We start from the raw sequence: 17,413 nt of genomic DNA, 5'->3' as shown, positions 1-17,413 counted from the left end.
AATTACTAAACTTCGTTGGACGGCTTTCCGATTGTGGCCAGGATGCCACCGTCAACATATAAAATCTGCCCGTTTACAAAATCGCTGGCTTTTGAAGCAAGGAAAATTGCCGCGCCTGCAAGGTCTTCGGGGTTGCCCCAGCGCGCCGCCGGAGTCCTGCTAATGATAAATTCATTGAACGGATGCCCGTCAACACGGATTGGCTCTGTTTGTGACGTTGCGAAGTAACCCGGACCTATGCCGTTTACCTGAATATTGTGTTTTGCCCATTCTGTTGCCAGATTTTTGGTAAGCATCTTAAGCCCGCCCTTTGCCGCTGCGTATGCTGAAACAGTATTTCTTCCCAACTCACTCATCATAGAGCAGATATTTATTATCTTCCCTTCCTTCCTGTCAATCATTTGTTTTGCAACAAGTTGCGACATGATAAAGGGCCCCACCAAATCTACGTCTATCACCTGCCTGAATTCGGATACCGCCATTGTTATAGCCGGTTCTCTTTTAATAATTCCCGCATTATTTACAAGAATATTTATGTCGCCCTGTTCTTTAGTAATTAGCGCAACATTTTCTTCAGCAGCCTTTTCATCGGTTACATCAAACAGGTAACCTGAAGCTTTGTAGCCCCTGCTTTTATAATATACCAGGGCCTCTTCCATTTTAGATGGCGTTGTACCGGTAATGATAAGTTCAGCTCCGGCTGATGCAAGGCCTTCGGCCATGGCAAGGCCGAGGCCGTGTGTGCCACCCGTAATAAGCGCCCTTTTCCCTTTTAAATCAAACAGATTCATTACTTCAATTCGTTTGGTGCAACAATATCCATATCGCCATAATCAAGGTTTTCGCCAGCCATACCCCATATAAAAGAATAATTTGACGTACCTGCCCCGGAATGGATAGACCACTCCGGAGACAGCACCGCCTGATGGTTTTGCATGAAGATATGTCTTGTATTATCAGGCTCTCCCATAAAATGGCAGATGGTTTGCGGAGATTCAAGGTCAAAGTAAAAATAAGCCTCCATACGGCGGTTATGCGTGTGTGCCGGCATAGTATTCCATACACTGCCAGAAAGCAGTTCTGTAAGCCCCATTTGTAGCTGGCAGGTAGGCACAACACTGTTAACAATCAGTTTATTGATAATCCTTTTGTTAGCAAACTTCTCTTCACCAAGATGCACAATCTCTGCATTATCCTTTGTCACTTTCTTATTCGGGAAGTTTTTATGTGCCGGGGCAGAGTTTATATAAAACATTGCCGGATCACTGCCTGTGCTTGAAAATAGTACCTCTTTTGCTCCCATACCTATATAAAGAGCTTCTTTCTTTTGAAGGGTAAATATTTCACCATCTACACTAATCTCTCCTTCGCCACCAACATTTATTATCCCCATTTCCCTCCTGTCAAGAAAATTCTCCGACTTTAAGTATGGTATGGTTTCCAGTTTTACAGGTTTTCCTACGGGCATTGCACCGCCCACAATATACCTGTCATACATAGAGTATGTAAGGTTTACCTGATTCTCAACAAAGAGCTTTTCAATTAAAAATTGTTCCCTTAGCTCATTAGTGTCATATTTTGCAGCATCTTTCGGGTTTGATGCATACCTGAATTCAAAATTTGTCATTCAAATGGTAATCTTGTTCTTAATTATAAATCTGTTATAGGCCTGTATTTCGGCACAAGCGTTTTCATTACTATCCAGCCTGTGAGGTAACATACCGCACAAATTGAAAAGATTATAAAATATCCTGCTTCTATACCCTTAAAGCCCATAAATACCATATCTGTCTCTTTGCTATAGTCAAACAACACACCTGAGCCTTTATTAATAAGTGTTGACCCGATACCGCCTGCAAGGCCGCCTATGCCTGTAACTGTAGCAATAGCTTTTTTAGGAAACATATCGCCAACCGTGGTAAATATGTTGGCTGACCATGCCTGGTGTGCTGCCCCTGCAATACCAATTATTATCACCGGAAGCCAGTAGGTGTACCCGCCAAGCGGCTGTGCAACCAGCGCTAGCAGTGGAAAGAATGCAAATATGAGCATCGCCTTCATCCTCCCTTCATAGGGGTTCATGCCTTTTTTATCTACAAAATAGGTTGGCAGCCAACCTCCAATAATTGACAGTAGTGTGATGATATACAATACAAAAAGCGGTAATGCTGCCTGTGTAGAGTCCATGTTATATACAGAACTTAGGTATGCCGGTGTCCAGAACAGGAAAAACCACCATACCCCGTCAGTCATGAACTTACCGAAAGCGAAAGCCCATGTTTGCCTGTATGTAAAGCATCGCAGTATAGACACTTTCTTTTTGGCTCTTCAACTGATGCTATTTCATTGTCAGCCAGGCTGTCCTGCTGAATGTAGGCCAGTTCTTCTGCGCAGACTTTTTTATGGCGTTCGGGCTTATCATATAGAAATACCCAAAAACCCATCCATACAAAACCCAGCGCACCAATTATTATAAACGCCATTTCCCACCCGAAGGCTTCTGCTATAAATGGTATTGATACCGGGGCCAGCAATGCCCCTATTGTAGCTCCTGCATTAAAAATACTGGTAGAAAAAGCCCTGTCTTTTTTCGGGAAGTACTCAGCGGTTGTTTTTATAGCCGCCGGAAAATTACCTGCCTCACCCACTGCCAGTACAAAACGGGCAAAAATAAAAAGTGTAACACTTGTTGATATCACCAGCCCGGTATCATTTACCCTGCTGATTATTTCTTTTGCCTGCCCAAAGCCTACAAACCACTCCCCTGTAATTATACCTGATGTTGCAATGCCTGCGAAAGCGTGCAGACATGCCCCAACCGACCAAATGCCGATTGCCCACAGGAAGCCCTTTTTAGTATCCATCCAGTCAACAAACCTCCCGGCGAATAAAAGTGATATTGCATAAAATATTGAAAATAAAGCCGTAATATTTCCGTAGTCGTTATTTGTCCAGTGAAATTCAGGTGCGATAAAATCTTTCCATGTAAGCGAAAGTACCTGCCTGTCAAGGTAATTAATAGTAGTTGCAAAGAACAGCAGTGTACAAATAGTCCAACGGTAATTTCCTGTGACTTTATTCTTCCCAATCATATCCTTAACATATCAGAAGCACATTATAGTACTCAAGTGTTATTAAATAAACGAATCTTACATTCTAAATTTAATGTAATCGATTGCACAAATATATATCTTAATTTAATACAACATGAATAATATCTAAAAAAAATATCTGAAAATTATATTTTTAAAATTATTAGTGTGTTCTGGTTGATAATAAACCTGAAAAATATGAAATGTTTAAGATTATTCTCTTTCATTAATAAAATTGTGGCAACTTTTTTATACAAAATAGTTCTGCAAGGATAATGATTTTGACAATTTACCTTAGATAACATCGATTATTCCTCTGTATAACATGTATTAAGTCTGTTCTTCTACTTCAATAATATAAAAGTTAATTTTAATTATTGTTTATCTTAATATTTTAAATATTATACCTATTTTAGTAGAAATCTTAAATAAACACTTTATGACTAAAATTACAATTACTTTGGCGGCATTATTTATGTCCTGCCTTGGTTTTGCACAAGTAGGTATTGTGCAGGACTTTCCAACAGCAAGTACACCGGCGGGGTGGTCTACTGATGTTGGATCTGTAACTACAACACAAGCGTGTGAAAGCGCTGCATTCAGGGCAAACTTGTATTATTTCTTTGATTGGGGCTTTGGTATAGATGAAGCAGAACTTGTGTCTCCTGCACAACAATCAAACGGTGCTGACCTTGTTATCACTTTTGATTACAAGATTGTTGACTATAGCGCAGCTACAAACCCAACCGACCCTTTTGATGGTGCAATAACTACACAAATATCTCTTGATGGGGGCGATACATGGTCTATAGATGCAGGTATTATTGATAGTAGTACCCATACCCCTACTGATGCCTGTACTACAATTACCTATACAGTTCCCGGTGCTTCAGTTCCTACCGGGTCAAGCGTAAAGGTAAGGTGGTATTTAACCTACGGTACTGAAGGTGATTACTACATATACCTTGATAATATAAGTGCTGTACAGGTTTCTACTACTCCACCGCCATGTGCATCTTTAACAACACCTGCAGAAGGAGCTGAAAATGTATTGTCTCCAATTATTACATGGACAAACCCGGGCGGGTCACCAACAGGTTATAGGCTAACTGTGGGTACTACACCAACAGGTACAGATGTCCTTAATAATTTTGATGCTGGTGATGTTACTACTTATAATTTGAACACACTGATACCTGGAGCTACATATTATGTAACTGTAGTTCCTTACAATGCTTTTGGCCCTGCTACAGGCTGTACGGCTTCATCATTTACTGCTTGCGGCGCCCTGACTGTGCCTACCCTGGAAGAATTTGAAACAGCCAGCCCTGATTGCTGGGCAAGAGGCACAGGAGGAGATGTTAATAGTGGCCCTGAAAATTTTGCTGAAACTAATAGCTGGTTTGCAGACGGATTTGCTAACGACGGTTCTACAGGTGCTGTAAAAGTAAATGTTTACACTACTGATAAAAATGATTGGCTTATATCACCAGCTATCACTATTCCTGCAACAGGATATGAATTGAAATTTGATGCTGCAGCTACGCAGTGGAATACAACTACAGCGCCTACTACCCCTTGGGAAAATGATGATTTCATTCAGGTGCTTGTACAACCTGCCAATTCTGCAGACTGGACAGAAGTGCTGCTTTTTAACAGCAATAACTTACCTCCTGCAGGAGGATCTGCTTATATTGCAAGCTTAAATGCTTATGCAGGGCAAAATATCAAAATTGCTTATCGCGCCGTTGAAGGTGCTGATAATGGTGACGCTGATATTGATTTCTTCATCGATAATTTTGAAATACGCGAAATACCAACAATAGCACCGGGATGTGCTACAAACCTTGCTGTGGAAGTTGACCCTTCTTGCGGAAACTCTCCAAACACCATATCATGGGACGCTGCTGCAGGCGCTGATGGATACCTGCTATCAATCGGTACTACTTCAGGTGGAACAGATGTGGTTAACGCAGTGAATGTTGGTACTGTAACCTCATACCAGTTTACGGGTAATTTCAATACTATTTATTATGTAACCCTTGTACCTTTTAATGGCGCAGGTAGTGCTACAGGATGTTCATCTGTACAATTTGACACAAACCCTGTAGGTTGTTTCTGCGAATCAGTTCCAACATCAGTTGATGGAAATGGTATTACTGAAGTAGCAATAGGTAATGATTTTTATTACAATTATGACGCTGAAACCTATATTGATAACAGCTCTGCACCTTTCACTGCAGCACCAGGATCTGATGTTGTTATATCTATGACTTTTGATACTGCAGGCGATGGTTCTACTTCTTATGATTATGACACACACATTTGGGTAGACTTCAATAATAACAAAAACTTTGAAGAATCTGAACTTGTATATTCGGGACTTTCAGAAGTTGAATCACCTACTATACTTGACGCTATGTTTACCATACCTGCATCTACTCCGCAGGGAGAATATGGTATGAGGATTGGCGCAGCTGACTCAGGACAGGCAACACCTGACCCTTGCTATAGCGGATCATGGGGTGTAACAATGGACTTTGTTTTGGTTGTAGACCAGACAGCCGGTATAGGTGACCTTGCTTCAGGATCACTTAAAGTTTACCCTAACCCGGTGAAAGATATGCTGACTTTAACTAACACATCTGAAATTACAGACGTTAAAGTTTACAACATGATTGGCCAGTTGGTTATATCTAAAAAATTGAATGCTTCTGAAGCTCAAATCAGTATGGCAGGCCTAAACGCAGGTGCTTATATTGTAAACATAACTTCAGGAGATGCTGTTAAATCAGTTAAAGTGATTAAAGAGTAATTACAACACCTGATAAACTTAAAAGAGCTGTCTAAATTAGACAGCTCTTTTTTTTTGCTTTAATTTCTTTGACTACATATATAAACCATTAAATGCAATATTTCATAATATTATAATACCCCCACATCCTGCTTTTGCAGCAAAGAAGCGGCTATTAACAGCTGTGCTGCTTTTATGGCATTTATACTATCTATATGCGGCAGCCTGTTATTGCACTCATCAAGGTCGTATATGCCGCAATCGCTATAGGATGATAAATCATCCCAATCAGGCCGGTCTGTAACAGGATAAATACACACACCTAAAAGCGGTATTCCCTGCTCTATCGCAACACAACATTCGTTGGCAACCTCTTCAATCCATTCTGCACGGCCGTCACCAAAATGGCCTGTTTCCGAGAGAAAAAGGGGCCTGCCATAGCGGTTGTGTGCATCCCTAAGCATTGTAGATACTCTTGTACGCCTGGGTATCTGCTCCGGCCATGGCAGTGTGCCGGTACCATCTTCCCACTGACTGTTCCAGTAATAATTAAAACCCAATATATCAAGGTTATTTTCTTTTCCGCCAAGCTCAGGGCACATCCTGCCGGCAATTATGTCCATTGCCTGAAACTGGTGCTCATTGATGATATTAATGTGACTCCAGTCAGCATCTTCATTACCATGTATGCTTATTAATGGCTCAACAAGCACTATCCTGCAGCCGGGATAAGCATCACGCAGCCGCTCAATTCCCAAGATAGCTGCTTTGCACAAATGGTACTTTATGTCAAAACCGCTATTTACGGCAAAAGGCACAGTACCACGCACATCACCCGAATGCCATGACAAAAAGCTTATTTCATTTATTGGTACCACATACAGCGGCTGATTAGATACATTTTTATAAAAAAGCCCGAAGGCAGTACAAAGCGCTTCAAACCGACTGCAAAAGTGGGGGGTGTGTTGGGTATATACCATCCGGATAACCAAAATGGCACAAATCCCATATAAGTTGTATACCCACCTCTTCTGCCGCCCTGATGCGGTTTTCAACTTCAGAAAAATCGAAAACAAAAGGAGATGTCTCTACCGCGCTCCAGCATATACCTTCACGTGCTACAAATATATCCAGTGATACAAGGTCTTTATAATCCTGTAGCGCACGTGTATCATGTTCTGTTACTTTAAGTAGGTTTACACGATTACCGGACCTGTTAATATGGTCGGCACATTCATAGCCACCCATAAAAAAGCTGCGGAAGGGATTCATACAGCTTTAGATAAAACGTTTGTTATAGTACTTTCCTGCTCAAGTGAGGCAAAAAGGTCAAGGGCATTTTTAAAGGCCTGGTCCATATTAAAGTATTTATAATTGGCGAGCCTACCTACAAAGTAAACATCTAAAAGCTTATCAGCCTCTGCTTTGTAGCGCTCATAAATTTCCTGATTTTTTGTATTTGGTACAGGGTAATATGGCTCACCCTCATCTGTAGTATACTCTCGAACTACAGTTGTCTTTTCTGACTTTTGGTAACCAAAATGCTTATATTCAATAATACGGGTAAAATCAACATCTTCACCCGGATAGTTAACTACAGAATTTTCCTGGAAGAAAGGCTGGTCTAAAGTTTCTGAAACAAAATTTATTGAGCGGTATTCCAGCTTATCCTCAAGGCCATGCTTAAAATCAAAAAACCTGTCAATCGGGCCGGTATAGAAAAGTTTTTCATATCCGCCAATCTCATCACTTATATCAAAATAATCTACATTAAGCATTACCTCAATATTCGGGTGCTTAAGCATATTCCGGAATAATTCCGTATACCCCCTTTTTGGCAGCGCCTGGTATTTATCTGAGAAATAACGGTCATCATGATTGGTTCTAACTGGGATACGGTTTAGCACAGAAGCATCAAGCTCAGCAGGATATTTGTCCCATTGCTTTTTAGTGTAGTGCTTAAACATCTTTTCATACAGCACAGGGCCTACCTTTGCCAGGGCAGCCTCCTCGCCATTAGCCGGATTTTCAATTTCCGGACTATTGTTTTTAAGCCACGCCGACATTTCTTCTTCAGTATTAATGGCTAATCCGAAAAGCTTATTAACAGTGGTTATGTTTACCGGGATAGGCACAAGCTGGCCATCAACTTTTGCCAGTACCTTATGTTCCCAGTTGTACCACTCTGAAAAACTGTTCACATACTGCCATACATCTTCATAATTGGTATGGAAAAGGTGCGCGCCGTATTTTGATACAAGTATTCCGTTTTCATCTGTATAATCATAGCAATTACCGGCAATATGATTCCGTTTTTCAATTACAAGCACTTTTTTCCCTGCGTTAGCATAACGTTCTGCAAGCACAGCACCCGAAATACCGGCGCCTATAATAACTATATCTGCATTTCTCATTCGGCAATAGCTTTAATGTGAGACTGCATTTTTGCCACGGTATTATCCCAAGACGTTTGGTCAAGAATGCGTTCATAATCACCATTCATCATTACATTCGCTTCTATACCCAGCGCCGCAGTAACAGCGTTTTCAAAATCATCAGCATTATGCACTATGCTTACACAGTGCGCATAATCACGAACAACATCTGTAATAGCGGTAGATATGATTGGTTTATGTGCAGCCATGTATTCAAGTGTTTTGGTTGGGCTTATATACTTTGTGGCATCGTTAAGCGCAAATGGCATCATGGCAAGCTTAAAGGCCTTTATGTATGCCGGTAGCTCTATATAATCTTTCATGCCCAGGTAATGTATATTTTCCCTTCTTGGCAGGTCGTGTTCGCCAATCTTCGCCAAAGGCCCTATCATAACAAATGCAACTTCAGGCATTCTACCTGCTGCTTCATTTAACAGCTCCATGTTTATGCGCTCATCAATTACGCCGCAATAGCCCACAATCGGTGATTTTACAGACGCAATATCTTCAGGCACAGCAATACCATTCAAAGCTTTAGCAAAATGGGCACGGTCAACAGAGCTTGGGAAACAATGCACGTTATCATGAAGCCTGGCTTTAGATTCGTACAGTGATTTACCGCCTGTAAATACAATATCTGCATTGGCTATAAGATACTGTTCATGATCTATCAGCTCTGCCGGAGCACCCTTAAATAATGACAGCTCGTCCATACAGTCATAGATAATAGTGCTGAAATTGAAATGGGAGAGCAACGGCACAAATGATGGGGAATAGAACCATCCTATCATATCTGAATTAACATCTGCATACTCCTTTATGATTGCACCAATACCATCTATATTAGTAGTGTTTGGCTGCAGCACATGCAGCATATCTGATATTTTATTGAGCCTGCTGCCTTGTTCTTCAGGCCTGTGCCATGGCTCTTCTACAAATAAGATCTTGTAATTTTTGGCCATCCTGCTTATTACATGTTGCGGACGCTGATATACAAAATCCCATCGCAAATGGCAAAAAACAATCATGTCATATACATCTTGTTTCTGTGTTCCTTTGGTATTGATTTTTTCTTTTTCTACTGAAGTGCTTTGCATAATTAAGTTGTTATATTGTTGTATTGTAAAAAACCTCATTACAAGGCGTTCATCAAATGTGCGTATTTGCCGGCCGTTACTCTTACACAATTTTCTGTAAATGTTGCATGCTTCTTCAACATGTTGTACCGGAGGCAATAAAAAAACCTGCTTGTTTGTTAAGCAGGTTTTTTTATTATTGGTTTAGTCCGTAATATTTTGGGTTGTGGGCTGCCGCCTTGTGGTAAGAGATGCTATTATGGCAAATAATCCGGGCAATAAAAAGTATATTGGGACAGTAAATTCCGCATAAAGCAGAATTGGTGCAGCTATAAGCCCGATACCCAACAAAAAATCTATCACAAGGTGCGCAGGCATTGAAAGGACAGGAATGAGGCCCAACTCATATTTTGTAATCAGGCTGTATATAAACGCAAGTATACCTACAGCGTAGAAAACTGTACTTTCACCGGCCTGCATTTGTATAAGCCACGGCAAAGCAAGCATTAAAACGCCGAATATATAATCTATAATACCGTGAATTGCTGTTGGAATAAATTGCATAATTAATGTATTTTGAAGCAAATGTCCGGAATTATAGCCCTGGCACAATTACATCATTTCGCATTAAAGTTGCAAGTAGCTTTTGGTTAATAGTTAACCATAAAATTTTCCTTATTTAACCCGTCAGTAATATACTGCCAGTTAATATAAATCACTTCCGTGAGGATTTTCTTAAGATCATCAAACTCATTAGGTTTTTTGATATACACATTTGAGCCGAGTATAAATGCCTGCTCAATGGTTGCAGCAACCGATGAAGTTGAATAAATAGCAATAGTAATATCCCGCAGCCGTTCATCCTTTCGTATCTCGGCAAGGCATTCAAGTCCAGATTTCTTGGGCATGTTAAGGTCAAGAAATATGATATGGGGCTTTTCATCAGTAGTGCGCAGGTACTCCATAAGCTCCTGCCCATCGTCACACATTTTCAATGTGTGGTTAATACGCACATGGTTAAACACACGTTCAAATAACAGGCGGTCATCCTGGTCGTCTTCGGCCAGGACAATATGAAGTTTATCGGGATACATAGGCTTAGTTGGTTGTTATTGTTGATTTAGTTGTTGGCTGGGCTTTATGTTTGCAGGTGAAAACTCCTTCTTTTCTGCGCAAGCCTCTGGAAGGTGCTTGGTGACAATCCCGTACTGTTTTTAAACTGATTTGAAAGATGTGCCACGCTGCTGTAGTTCATCAGGTGCGATATTTCGGTAAGCGACATCTCTTCAGTTGTAAGCAGTTGCTTTACACGCTCAATCTTGTGCAGTATAATAAATTGCTCAATAGTAAGGTGGCATACTTCGGTAAATATTTGTGAAAGAGTGCGGTAATTTTCGCCCATTTCTTCAGCCAGGTAAACCGATATTTTGGTTAAAGGCGAGTCGCAGTTTTCAATCATATTGGTTATCAGGCTTTTTACCTTTTGTACCAGCACTGATTTTTTGTTGTCTATAATCTCAATACCATACCTGCTAAGAGTTTCATGAAGTTTCAGGTAATCATTTTCCGAAACAGGTCCCTGAAAATCAACACAGCCGCTGTCGCGTATTACATAATCGAAACTGAATTTATTTAATTGCTCCTCGAGTATCGCACGGCATATTTTGTCAAAATTGTATTTAAGGTAGAGATTCATGGTTGGTTGGTTTAAGGGTAAAAGTAAATAGTTTTGAAAGTAAATAATGTCAAATACTTTATAATTAAGAAAAAAATAACATATTTTGTTAAAAGTTTAAGTGTTGTTTAGTAGGAAAATGTTTGAACGTTTTTTATACGGAAAATTTAATTGCATGGCCTTTGAAAAATAATATAACTCATGGTTGATTGCTTTGACTATCTTTGTTTGTTAACCTAATAAATCAACTGCCATGAGCAAGGCCGGAGAAATTATAATAGTGGAAGATGATGCCGATGACCGCAGTTTTTTTGAAACTGTTGTTCGCGAGCTAAGTGTCAGCAATGAACTGGTGTGGTTTGACAATACTGATGAGGCTTACAACTACCTCATGGAAACTACAAAGTCTATCTTTATCATTTTTTCTGATGTTAACCTTCCGGGCAGGAATGGACTTGAATTCAAGCTAAAGATTGATACTACCCCAAAACTTCGTAAAAAGAGTATACCATTCGTTTTTTATTCCACACAGGTTAACCAGCGTGATGTAAATGACGCTTACATAAATATGACCGTGCAGGGATTTTTCAAAAAAGGCAGCGACCACGAAGAAAGCAAAACATTACTAAAAACTATTTTTGATTACTGGAGGCTGTCTAAGCATCCTAATACACAATAATACATATATGGCTCCAAAAAGCTCTGATATAAATTTCCCCGTTGTTGGTGTCGGGGCATCTGCCGGCGGGCTCGATGCTTTTAAAAAACTTGTACGCAATATCCCTGCAAACTCCGGGATGGCCTATGTTCTGGTACAACACCTCGCGCCCGACCATGATAGCCTGCTGTCGGAGATACTTTCGCGCGAAACAACAGTGCCTGTACTTGAAATTATTGATGATATCAATATACACCCAAACCATATCTATGTAATACCTGAAAATAAGATGCTTACGGTTTATGATGGTAAGCTTAAACTCGGGCCGCGCGAAAGCATAAAGCCTAATATGGCTATTGATGTTTTCTTTAACTCATTGGCTGAAGTGCACAAAGGCTTTGCAAGGGGTGTACTGCTATCAGGTACAGGTTTTGATGGTACCAGAGGACTGCAGACCATAAAAGAAGGCGGCGGTTCTACCTTTGTACAAAATCCTGAATCTGCCGCTTATGACATTATGCCGCTAAGCGCCATACGGGCAAGTGCGGCAGACTTTATACTTGAGGCTGAAGAAATACCCGAGAAGCTGCAACATGTTGACAATGCATATGAAAGCAGCAATGCCTACGAAGATGATGATGATGCAATTGCAAAAATAGACGATGACTTTTATAAGCATATCATCAGGCTTTTGAAATTAAAGACCGGAAATGATTTTGCACACTATAAGCAGCCTACCATACGCAGGAGGATTGCACGTAGGATGGTGATAACAAAAAAAGAAGAGCCTGAAACCTATTTGGCGTACCTTAAAAGCAATAAAGATGAGCAGGATGCCCTGTTTAATGATGTGCTTATTCCTGTAAGCTATTTCTTCAGGGATTCAAAGATCTTCAGCATGCTGTGCGAAACGGCTTTCCCACGGATTTTAAAAGAGAAAAAACCCAATGGCAGCATACGGGTATGGATAGCGGGCTGCTCTACAGGCCAGGAAGCATATTCTATAGCAATAAGCCTTCATGAATTCCTTGCCGATAAAATGCCTGAAATCAAGGTACAGATATTTGCTTCTGATATTTCGGAAAATGTTATAGCCAGGGCAAGGGCCGGCGTTTACAGCAAGCAGGAAGTGCAGAACATTTCTGAAACAAGGCTTAAAAATTACTTTACAAAGATTGAAAATGCCTACCATATAAATAAAGACATCAGGGACATGTGCATATTTGCCGTGCATAATTTTGTAAAAGACCCGCCTTTTGCTAAAATGGATATTATCTCGTGCAGGAACGTGCTTATTTACCTTGACCCTTTCCTACAAAAGAAAACCCTTGATACGTTTCATTATTCGCTTATGCCCAATGGAATACTGTTTCTTGGCAAATCAGAAACCGCAGGAAACGTCATCAATTTGTTTGAGCCTTTGGTAAAGAACCAAAAGATTTATGCCCGTAAAGATTCGACAGATAATTACAAACCTGCAGCTTACGAACGTATGAATGCCTCACCTGCTTATAAACAGGCAGAAACACGGAAAAAACCTTTCGAGCCCGATTTCCATAAACAGGCTAATGAACTGCTATTTACTAAATATACTCCTGCAGGGGTTATTATAAACCAGAATAAAGAGATCATACATTTTCACGGGGATACAAGCCCTTTTTTGGTACAGCCGCCTGGCAAACCCAATTTTAATATATTCAAGATGCTGCGCGACGGGCTCGCGTTTGAACTGCGCACCGCATTGCTAAAAGTAAAGGCTAACCATGAAAGCATTACAAAAGAGAACCTTGAGCTGAAAGGCCTTGATTATCTGGTAAATCTTGAAATAATTCCGCTTGAAAATAAAAATGAGGAAGGCCATTTGCTGGTGCTTTTTCATAAGGTTCTGCGCCCGTCTGAAGACAAACCTTCTGTAAAACAGCGGAAAAGCGCCCAGACAGAACGTATCAGGCAGCTTGAAGCAGAAATTGAGCAGATGCGCGAAGACATCCGCAGGGTTACCGAAGACCAGGAAGTGGCCAATGAGGAACTGCAAAGCGCTAATGAAGAGCTTTTAAGCAACAGTGAAGAACTGCAGACCCTTAATGAGGAGCTGGAAACATCTGCCGAGGAACTGCAGTCTAACAATGAAGAGCTTATATCTGTGAACGATGAGCTTATGGACAGGCAGGAGCAGCTTACTATGGCAAGAATGTATGCCGAAGCTATTATACAGACCATAAGGGAACCATTGGTGATACTGAATAAGGAGCTGCGTATAAAAAGCGCTAATGCCTCTTTTTACAACCATTTTAAAACTACAGAGCAGGACACCGAAGGCAAGCTTATTTTTGACCTTGCAAAAGGCCACTGGCAGATAAGCGAGCTGAAAAACGAACTTTTAAAAGCTTTAAATGACAAAGCGGTAACCGAAGGCCTTGAAATAAAAATACAATTTCCTGACCTGGGCGAACGTACGATGCTGCTGAACATAAGGCCAATACTTAATGACAGCCTGGGAGAGCAGTTGATATTACTTGCCATTGAAGACATAACAGACATACGGGCAGCAAACAATATGCTGCTTTACAATAACCGCGAACTGCTGGAAAGCAATAAAGAACTATTGGCTTTCAGCTATATTGCCAGCCATGATTTGCAGGAACCTTTACGCAAGATACATACGTTTACAAAAATGATTTCTAACGACCCAAAAACGTCGCTGTCGGGAGAATCTGCTACTTTTCTGGATCGCATAATGGTTTCTGTACGCCGCATGCAGCTGCTTACCGATGACCTGCTTAATTATGCGCAAATCAGCAATTCTAATGATGATGAGGTTGAAAATACCGACCTGAACTCGCTGGTAAATGATGTACTGGAAGATCTTAAGGATACTGTACAATCTGTAAATGCAGAGATAAAAGTTTCAGAATTGCCTGTTGTTAAGGTAATCCCTTTACTTATGAGGCAGCTGTTTATAAACCTTATAGGCAATGCAATTAAATACCGTAAAGCTGATGGCCAACCGATTGTAAACATATCATTTTCGGTGGCTGATAAGAGCGAAATTGCGGACTTGGGCGTTGACCCCGAAACCCGATATTACAGGATAAAAATTGCCGACAATGGTATAGGTTTTCCGCAGGAGCAGTCACAGCGTATATTTGAAGCGTTCCAGCGCCTTCACGGCAAAGATAAATATGAAGGTACAGGTATTGGCCTTGCCATATGCAAAAAAATAGCCTTGAGACATGACGGCTTTATAACGGCAGAAAGCAACCCGGGCAGCGGGGCCACTTTTAATCTTTTTCTGCCTCTTTAGATACAAAAATCAGCCCCTGTACCGGAATGAATTTTTAACCGGAGTTGGTACAGGGGCAAATAAAAAAACTACACTAAAGATGGACTACTTAATTTCTATTTGAAACTGTTTTTGCAATTTGTTATTTCTCCTTCTTCTTTTGCTCTCTCATCCTTTCATCAACACCGTCATCAATACCTCTTCCCTCCTGCATGGGTGTATATATTGAACCTTCGGTCTTAGGCGCTGCAGGTGGCATTTTCATCTGGTACTTATGTGCGACATTGCCTGTAAGCCATTCATTAAACCTCGGGAATACATTCGCGAAGAATGACGACCCCTTGGCCTTCCATCCTACCGGTACAATCTTTTTAGGCCGCAGTGATTTGCGCATTATGGCATTCACAACCTTATCAGGTTCATCCATAAGGGCAAACTTTTGTTCAACGCCGCTATAATTGGCAGCGTGCCTCCAAAAGGGCGTATCTACAGCCCAGGGCTCTATGGTTACCACCTTTTTTTTTTTGAAATCCGTTGAGCCTTAATTCCTGACTAAGCGCAAGGTCCATACTGCGTATGCCGGCCTTAGTAGCCGAATACACCGCCTGGTACGCATGGGGTGTCTCACTATCAACCGAGCCCACATTTATAAGCACGCCATAGCCTTGTGTTTTAAACTGCTGCACTGCAACCTGGCTCCCGTATATAAAGCCTTTCAAATTTACATCAACCACCCGTGCCATATCTGCTGAAGGTATCTCCCAAAAACGGCCTATGGCGCCAATACCTGCCATGTTTATCCATACATCAATTTTACCGTAATCACGTATAGCATCACTGGCAACGCGCTGCACATCTTCAGGCTTGCTTATATCCATAGTAACAACAGTTGCTTTGCCTCCTGCGTTTCTTATGATGCCGGCTATCTCTTCAAGCAGCTCTGTACGTCTCGCAGCAATAACTACATTAGCCCCGCAGCGCCCAAGCTCCTCAGCCACACCGCGGCCTAAGCCACTTGATGCCCCGACAATAACATATGTCTTCTGCCCTATTTTCTTTTGTCCCATAGTTCCCGGTTTCCAGGTGGCGCAGCTTTGCAGCAGCAGGCACACTACAATCGCGGTCAATATTTTTTGCATATAATCAGGTTTTACGGTTACTATTTTTCACCACGGTCAGGGTTTATCATACGCTCTTCGGGCGTTATATTATTTTTTGGCTTATCAGGATAGTCTTTACCGTGCTCTTTACCATCTTTCACCTGAGACTGGTGGTACTTGTACTTTGCTGTATCATCCTTATCTTCTTTTTTATCTTTTTGGCTATCTGTACTCATATCAGAGAATTTTAAAAGTTCTGTCAGAGTAAAATTCCGCAGAAAGCCAAAACCGGCTGTTACACCTTTCTCCGGCAGGCTTACATAGTTATCCCAGCGAATGATACAACAACATCGAAAAGTTATGTAAGAGGCAGGCAGGTAAAGGAGAGTAATTTTATAATCCATTCAACATTAAAATTATAGCTTATGTTTTACCACGATTCAAAACTACAGTACACGGTGCGGGTTGACAGGCCCGACCCAATGTTTGCAAAAATGCTTCAGCAGGCCATTGGCGGAATTGAAGGAGAAATACGCGTATGCCTGCAATACCTCTTCCAAGCGTGGGGGTCACGCGGGCCTGTTAAGTACCGCGACATGCTTATGGAGACCGGCACTGAGGAGATAAGCCATATAGAAATGCTGGCCACGGCAGTAGCACTTAATCTTGAAGTAGCCCCCAATGACATGAAAGATGAAATGGTGGCCGAGAGCCCTATAATTGGCGCAATAATGGGTGGCGCTAACCCGAGGCATTATCTTTCAGCAGGGCTGGCTGCAATGGCGACTGATAGTAACGGCGTGCCCTTTAACGGGTCGTGGGTTGTGGGCAGCGGTAACCTTGCTGCTGATATGTATGCCAATGTAATGGCTGAATCTACCGGGCGTGTACTGGCAACCAGGTTGTGGAACTCAACACAGGATAAAGGTATGAAAGATATGCTGGCTTTCCTCATAGCGCGTGATACCATGCACCAGAACCAGTGGCTTGCCGTGCTTGAAGAAATAGGCGGGCTTGAAGGCAACCACCCTATACCGAACAGTTTCCCGCAGAGCGAGGAAATACAGCAGTTCAGCTATTCATTTGTGTCTACCGGGCTTAATGATGAAGAAAACATGTCAGACACCGGGCGTTGGGCAAAAGGCCCTTCAATGGATGGAAAAGGCGAGTTCACTTTTGATAAGGCACAGCCGCTTGGTGAAAAACCTGTACTGGCCCCACCAGCACCCGAAGGCTTCGCACAAAATGAGCAGATGGGCGAAAACGGGCTGCACATCACCTAACAGAACATCATACTAAA

General features: G+C 41.5%; 16 protein-coding genes and 1 pseudogene. 4 read left to right on the top strand and 13 right to left on the bottom strand.

The annotated features are described in order from the left end of the window. Window positions 1-5: 5 nt before the first annotated feature. The 3 genes and pseudogenes from LRS05_RS07975 to LRS05_RS07965 all read right to left on the bottom strand — a co-directional run bounded on the left by LRS05_RS07975 (window position 6) and on the right by LRS05_RS07965 (window position 3,092). A complete protein-coding gene (locus tag LRS05_RS07975; RefSeq protein WP_257867833.1) occupies window positions 6-791 on the bottom strand; it encodes a gluconate 5-dehydrogenase in 786 nt (261 codons plus the stop codon). Next, window positions 791-1,627, bottom strand: coding sequence for a 5-dehydro-4-deoxy-D-glucuronate isomerase (kduI, locus tag LRS05_RS07970; protein WP_257867832.1), 837 nt, complete (start codon window positions 1,625-1,627; stop codon window positions 791-793). The genes LRS05_RS07975 and kduI overlap by 1 nt, the downstream gene beginning before the upstream one ends. A gap of 23 nt (window positions 1,628-1,650) precedes the next feature. After that, a pseudogene (locus tag LRS05_RS07965) lies at window positions 1,651-3,092 on the bottom strand (MFS transporter). A gap of 439 nt (window positions 3,093-3,531) precedes the next feature. Here LRS05_RS07965 and LRS05_RS07960 point away from each other — a divergent pair. Beyond that, window positions 3,532-5,907, top strand: coding sequence for a T9SS-dependent choice-of-anchor J family protein (locus LRS05_RS07960; RefSeq protein ID WP_257867831.1), 2,376 nt, complete (start codon window positions 3,532-3,534; stop codon window positions 5,905-5,907). A gap of 110 nt (window positions 5,908-6,017) precedes the next feature. On the opposite strand, the gene LRS05_RS07955 is transcribed toward LRS05_RS07960, so the two are convergent. From LRS05_RS07955 to LRS05_RS07925, 7 genes are all read right to left on the bottom strand, one after another. Next, a complete protein-coding gene (locus tag LRS05_RS07955; protein ID WP_257867830.1) occupies window positions 6,018-6,764 on the bottom strand; it encodes a hypothetical protein in 747 nt (248 codons plus the stop codon). Window positions 6,765-6,822: 58 nt separating this feature from the next. Then, window positions 6,823-7,158, bottom strand: coding sequence for a hypothetical protein (locus tag LRS05_RS07950; RefSeq protein ID WP_257867829.1), 336 nt, complete (start codon window positions 7,156-7,158; stop codon window positions 6,823-6,825). Next, window positions 7,155-8,300, bottom strand: coding sequence for a UDP-galactopyranose mutase (glf, locus tag LRS05_RS07945; protein ID WP_257867828.1), 1,146 nt, complete (start codon window positions 8,298-8,300; stop codon window positions 7,155-7,157). Before glf ends, LRS05_RS07950 begins: the two co-directional genes overlap by 4 nt. After that, window positions 8,297-9,418 (bottom strand): glycosyltransferase, encoded by a 1,122-nt coding sequence (locus LRS05_RS07940; protein WP_257867827.1) that lies wholly within the window; start codon window positions 9,416-9,418, stop codon window positions 8,297-8,299. Before LRS05_RS07940 ends, glf begins: the two co-directional genes overlap by 4 nt. A gap of 183 nt (window positions 9,419-9,601) precedes the next feature. After that, window positions 9,602-9,961: a hypothetical protein gene (locus LRS05_RS07935; protein ID WP_257867826.1), complete on the bottom strand. Its 360-nt coding sequence runs from the start codon at window positions 9,959-9,961 to the stop codon at window positions 9,602-9,604. A gap of 86 nt (window positions 9,962-10,047) precedes the next feature. After that, window positions 10,048-10,491 carry a response regulator gene (locus tag LRS05_RS07930; RefSeq protein ID WP_257867825.1) on the bottom strand — a complete coding sequence of 148 codons (444 nt, stop codon included), beginning with the start codon at window positions 10,489-10,491 and terminating at the stop codon, window positions 10,048-10,050. 44 nt (window positions 10,492-10,535) lie between these two features. Beyond that, a complete protein-coding gene (locus LRS05_RS07925) occupies window positions 10,536-11,093 on the bottom strand; it encodes an AraC family transcriptional regulator (RefSeq protein ID WP_257867824.1) in 558 nt (185 codons plus the stop codon). Window positions 11,094-11,325: 232 nt separating this feature from the next. On the opposite strand from LRS05_RS07925, the gene LRS05_RS07920 reads away from it, so the two are divergent. Both LRS05_RS07920 and LRS05_RS07915 read left to right on the top strand, forming a co-directional pair. Further along, window positions 11,326-11,751: a response regulator gene (locus tag LRS05_RS07920; protein WP_257867823.1), complete on the top strand. Its 426-nt coding sequence runs from the start codon at window positions 11,326-11,328 to the stop codon at window positions 11,749-11,751. A gap of 7 nt (window positions 11,752-11,758) precedes the next feature. After that, the gene (locus LRS05_RS07915) at window positions 11,759-15,034 is read left to right on the top strand and encodes a CheR family methyltransferase (protein WP_257867822.1); all 3,276 of its coding nucleotides are present in this window, start codon (window positions 11,759-11,761) and stop codon (window positions 15,032-15,034) included. 121 nt (window positions 15,035-15,155) lie between these two features. On the opposite strand, the gene LRS05_RS07910 is transcribed toward LRS05_RS07915, so the two are convergent. Genes LRS05_RS07910 through LRS05_RS07900 form a run of 3 tightly spaced genes read right to left on the bottom strand, consistent with a single transcriptional unit; the run spans window position 15,156 to window position 16,349 of the window. After that, the gene (locus tag LRS05_RS07910) at window positions 15,156-15,440 is read right to left on the bottom strand and encodes a hypothetical protein (RefSeq protein WP_257867821.1); all 285 of its coding nucleotides are present in this window, start codon (window positions 15,438-15,440) and stop codon (window positions 15,156-15,158) included. A 25-nt stretch (window positions 15,441-15,465) separates the two neighbouring features. Continuing rightward, on the bottom strand, window positions 15,466-16,152 hold the full coding sequence (locus LRS05_RS07905; RefSeq protein ID WP_257867820.1) for an SDR family oxidoreductase: 687 nt from the start codon (window positions 16,150-16,152) through the stop codon (window positions 15,466-15,468). A 20-nt stretch (window positions 16,153-16,172) separates the two neighbouring features. Next, a complete protein-coding gene (locus tag LRS05_RS07900; RefSeq protein ID WP_257867819.1) occupies window positions 16,173-16,349 on the bottom strand; it encodes a hypothetical protein in 177 nt (58 codons plus the stop codon). 189 nt (window positions 16,350-16,538) lie between these two features. Between LRS05_RS07900 and LRS05_RS07895 the strand changes: the two genes are divergently transcribed. Beyond that, a complete protein-coding gene (locus LRS05_RS07895; protein WP_257867818.1) occupies window positions 16,539-17,396 on the top strand; it encodes a manganese catalase family protein in 858 nt (285 codons plus the stop codon). The last annotated feature ends 17 nt before the right edge of the window (window positions 17,397-17,413 follow it).

It is taken from the genome of Flavobacterium sp. J372 (genome assembly GCF_024699965.1).
In the GTDB taxonomy this organism is placed as follows: domain Bacteria; phylum Bacteroidota; class Bacteroidia; order Flavobacteriales; family Flavobacteriaceae; genus Flavobacterium.
This window is presented reverse-complemented; position numbering and strand designations above follow the sequence as displayed.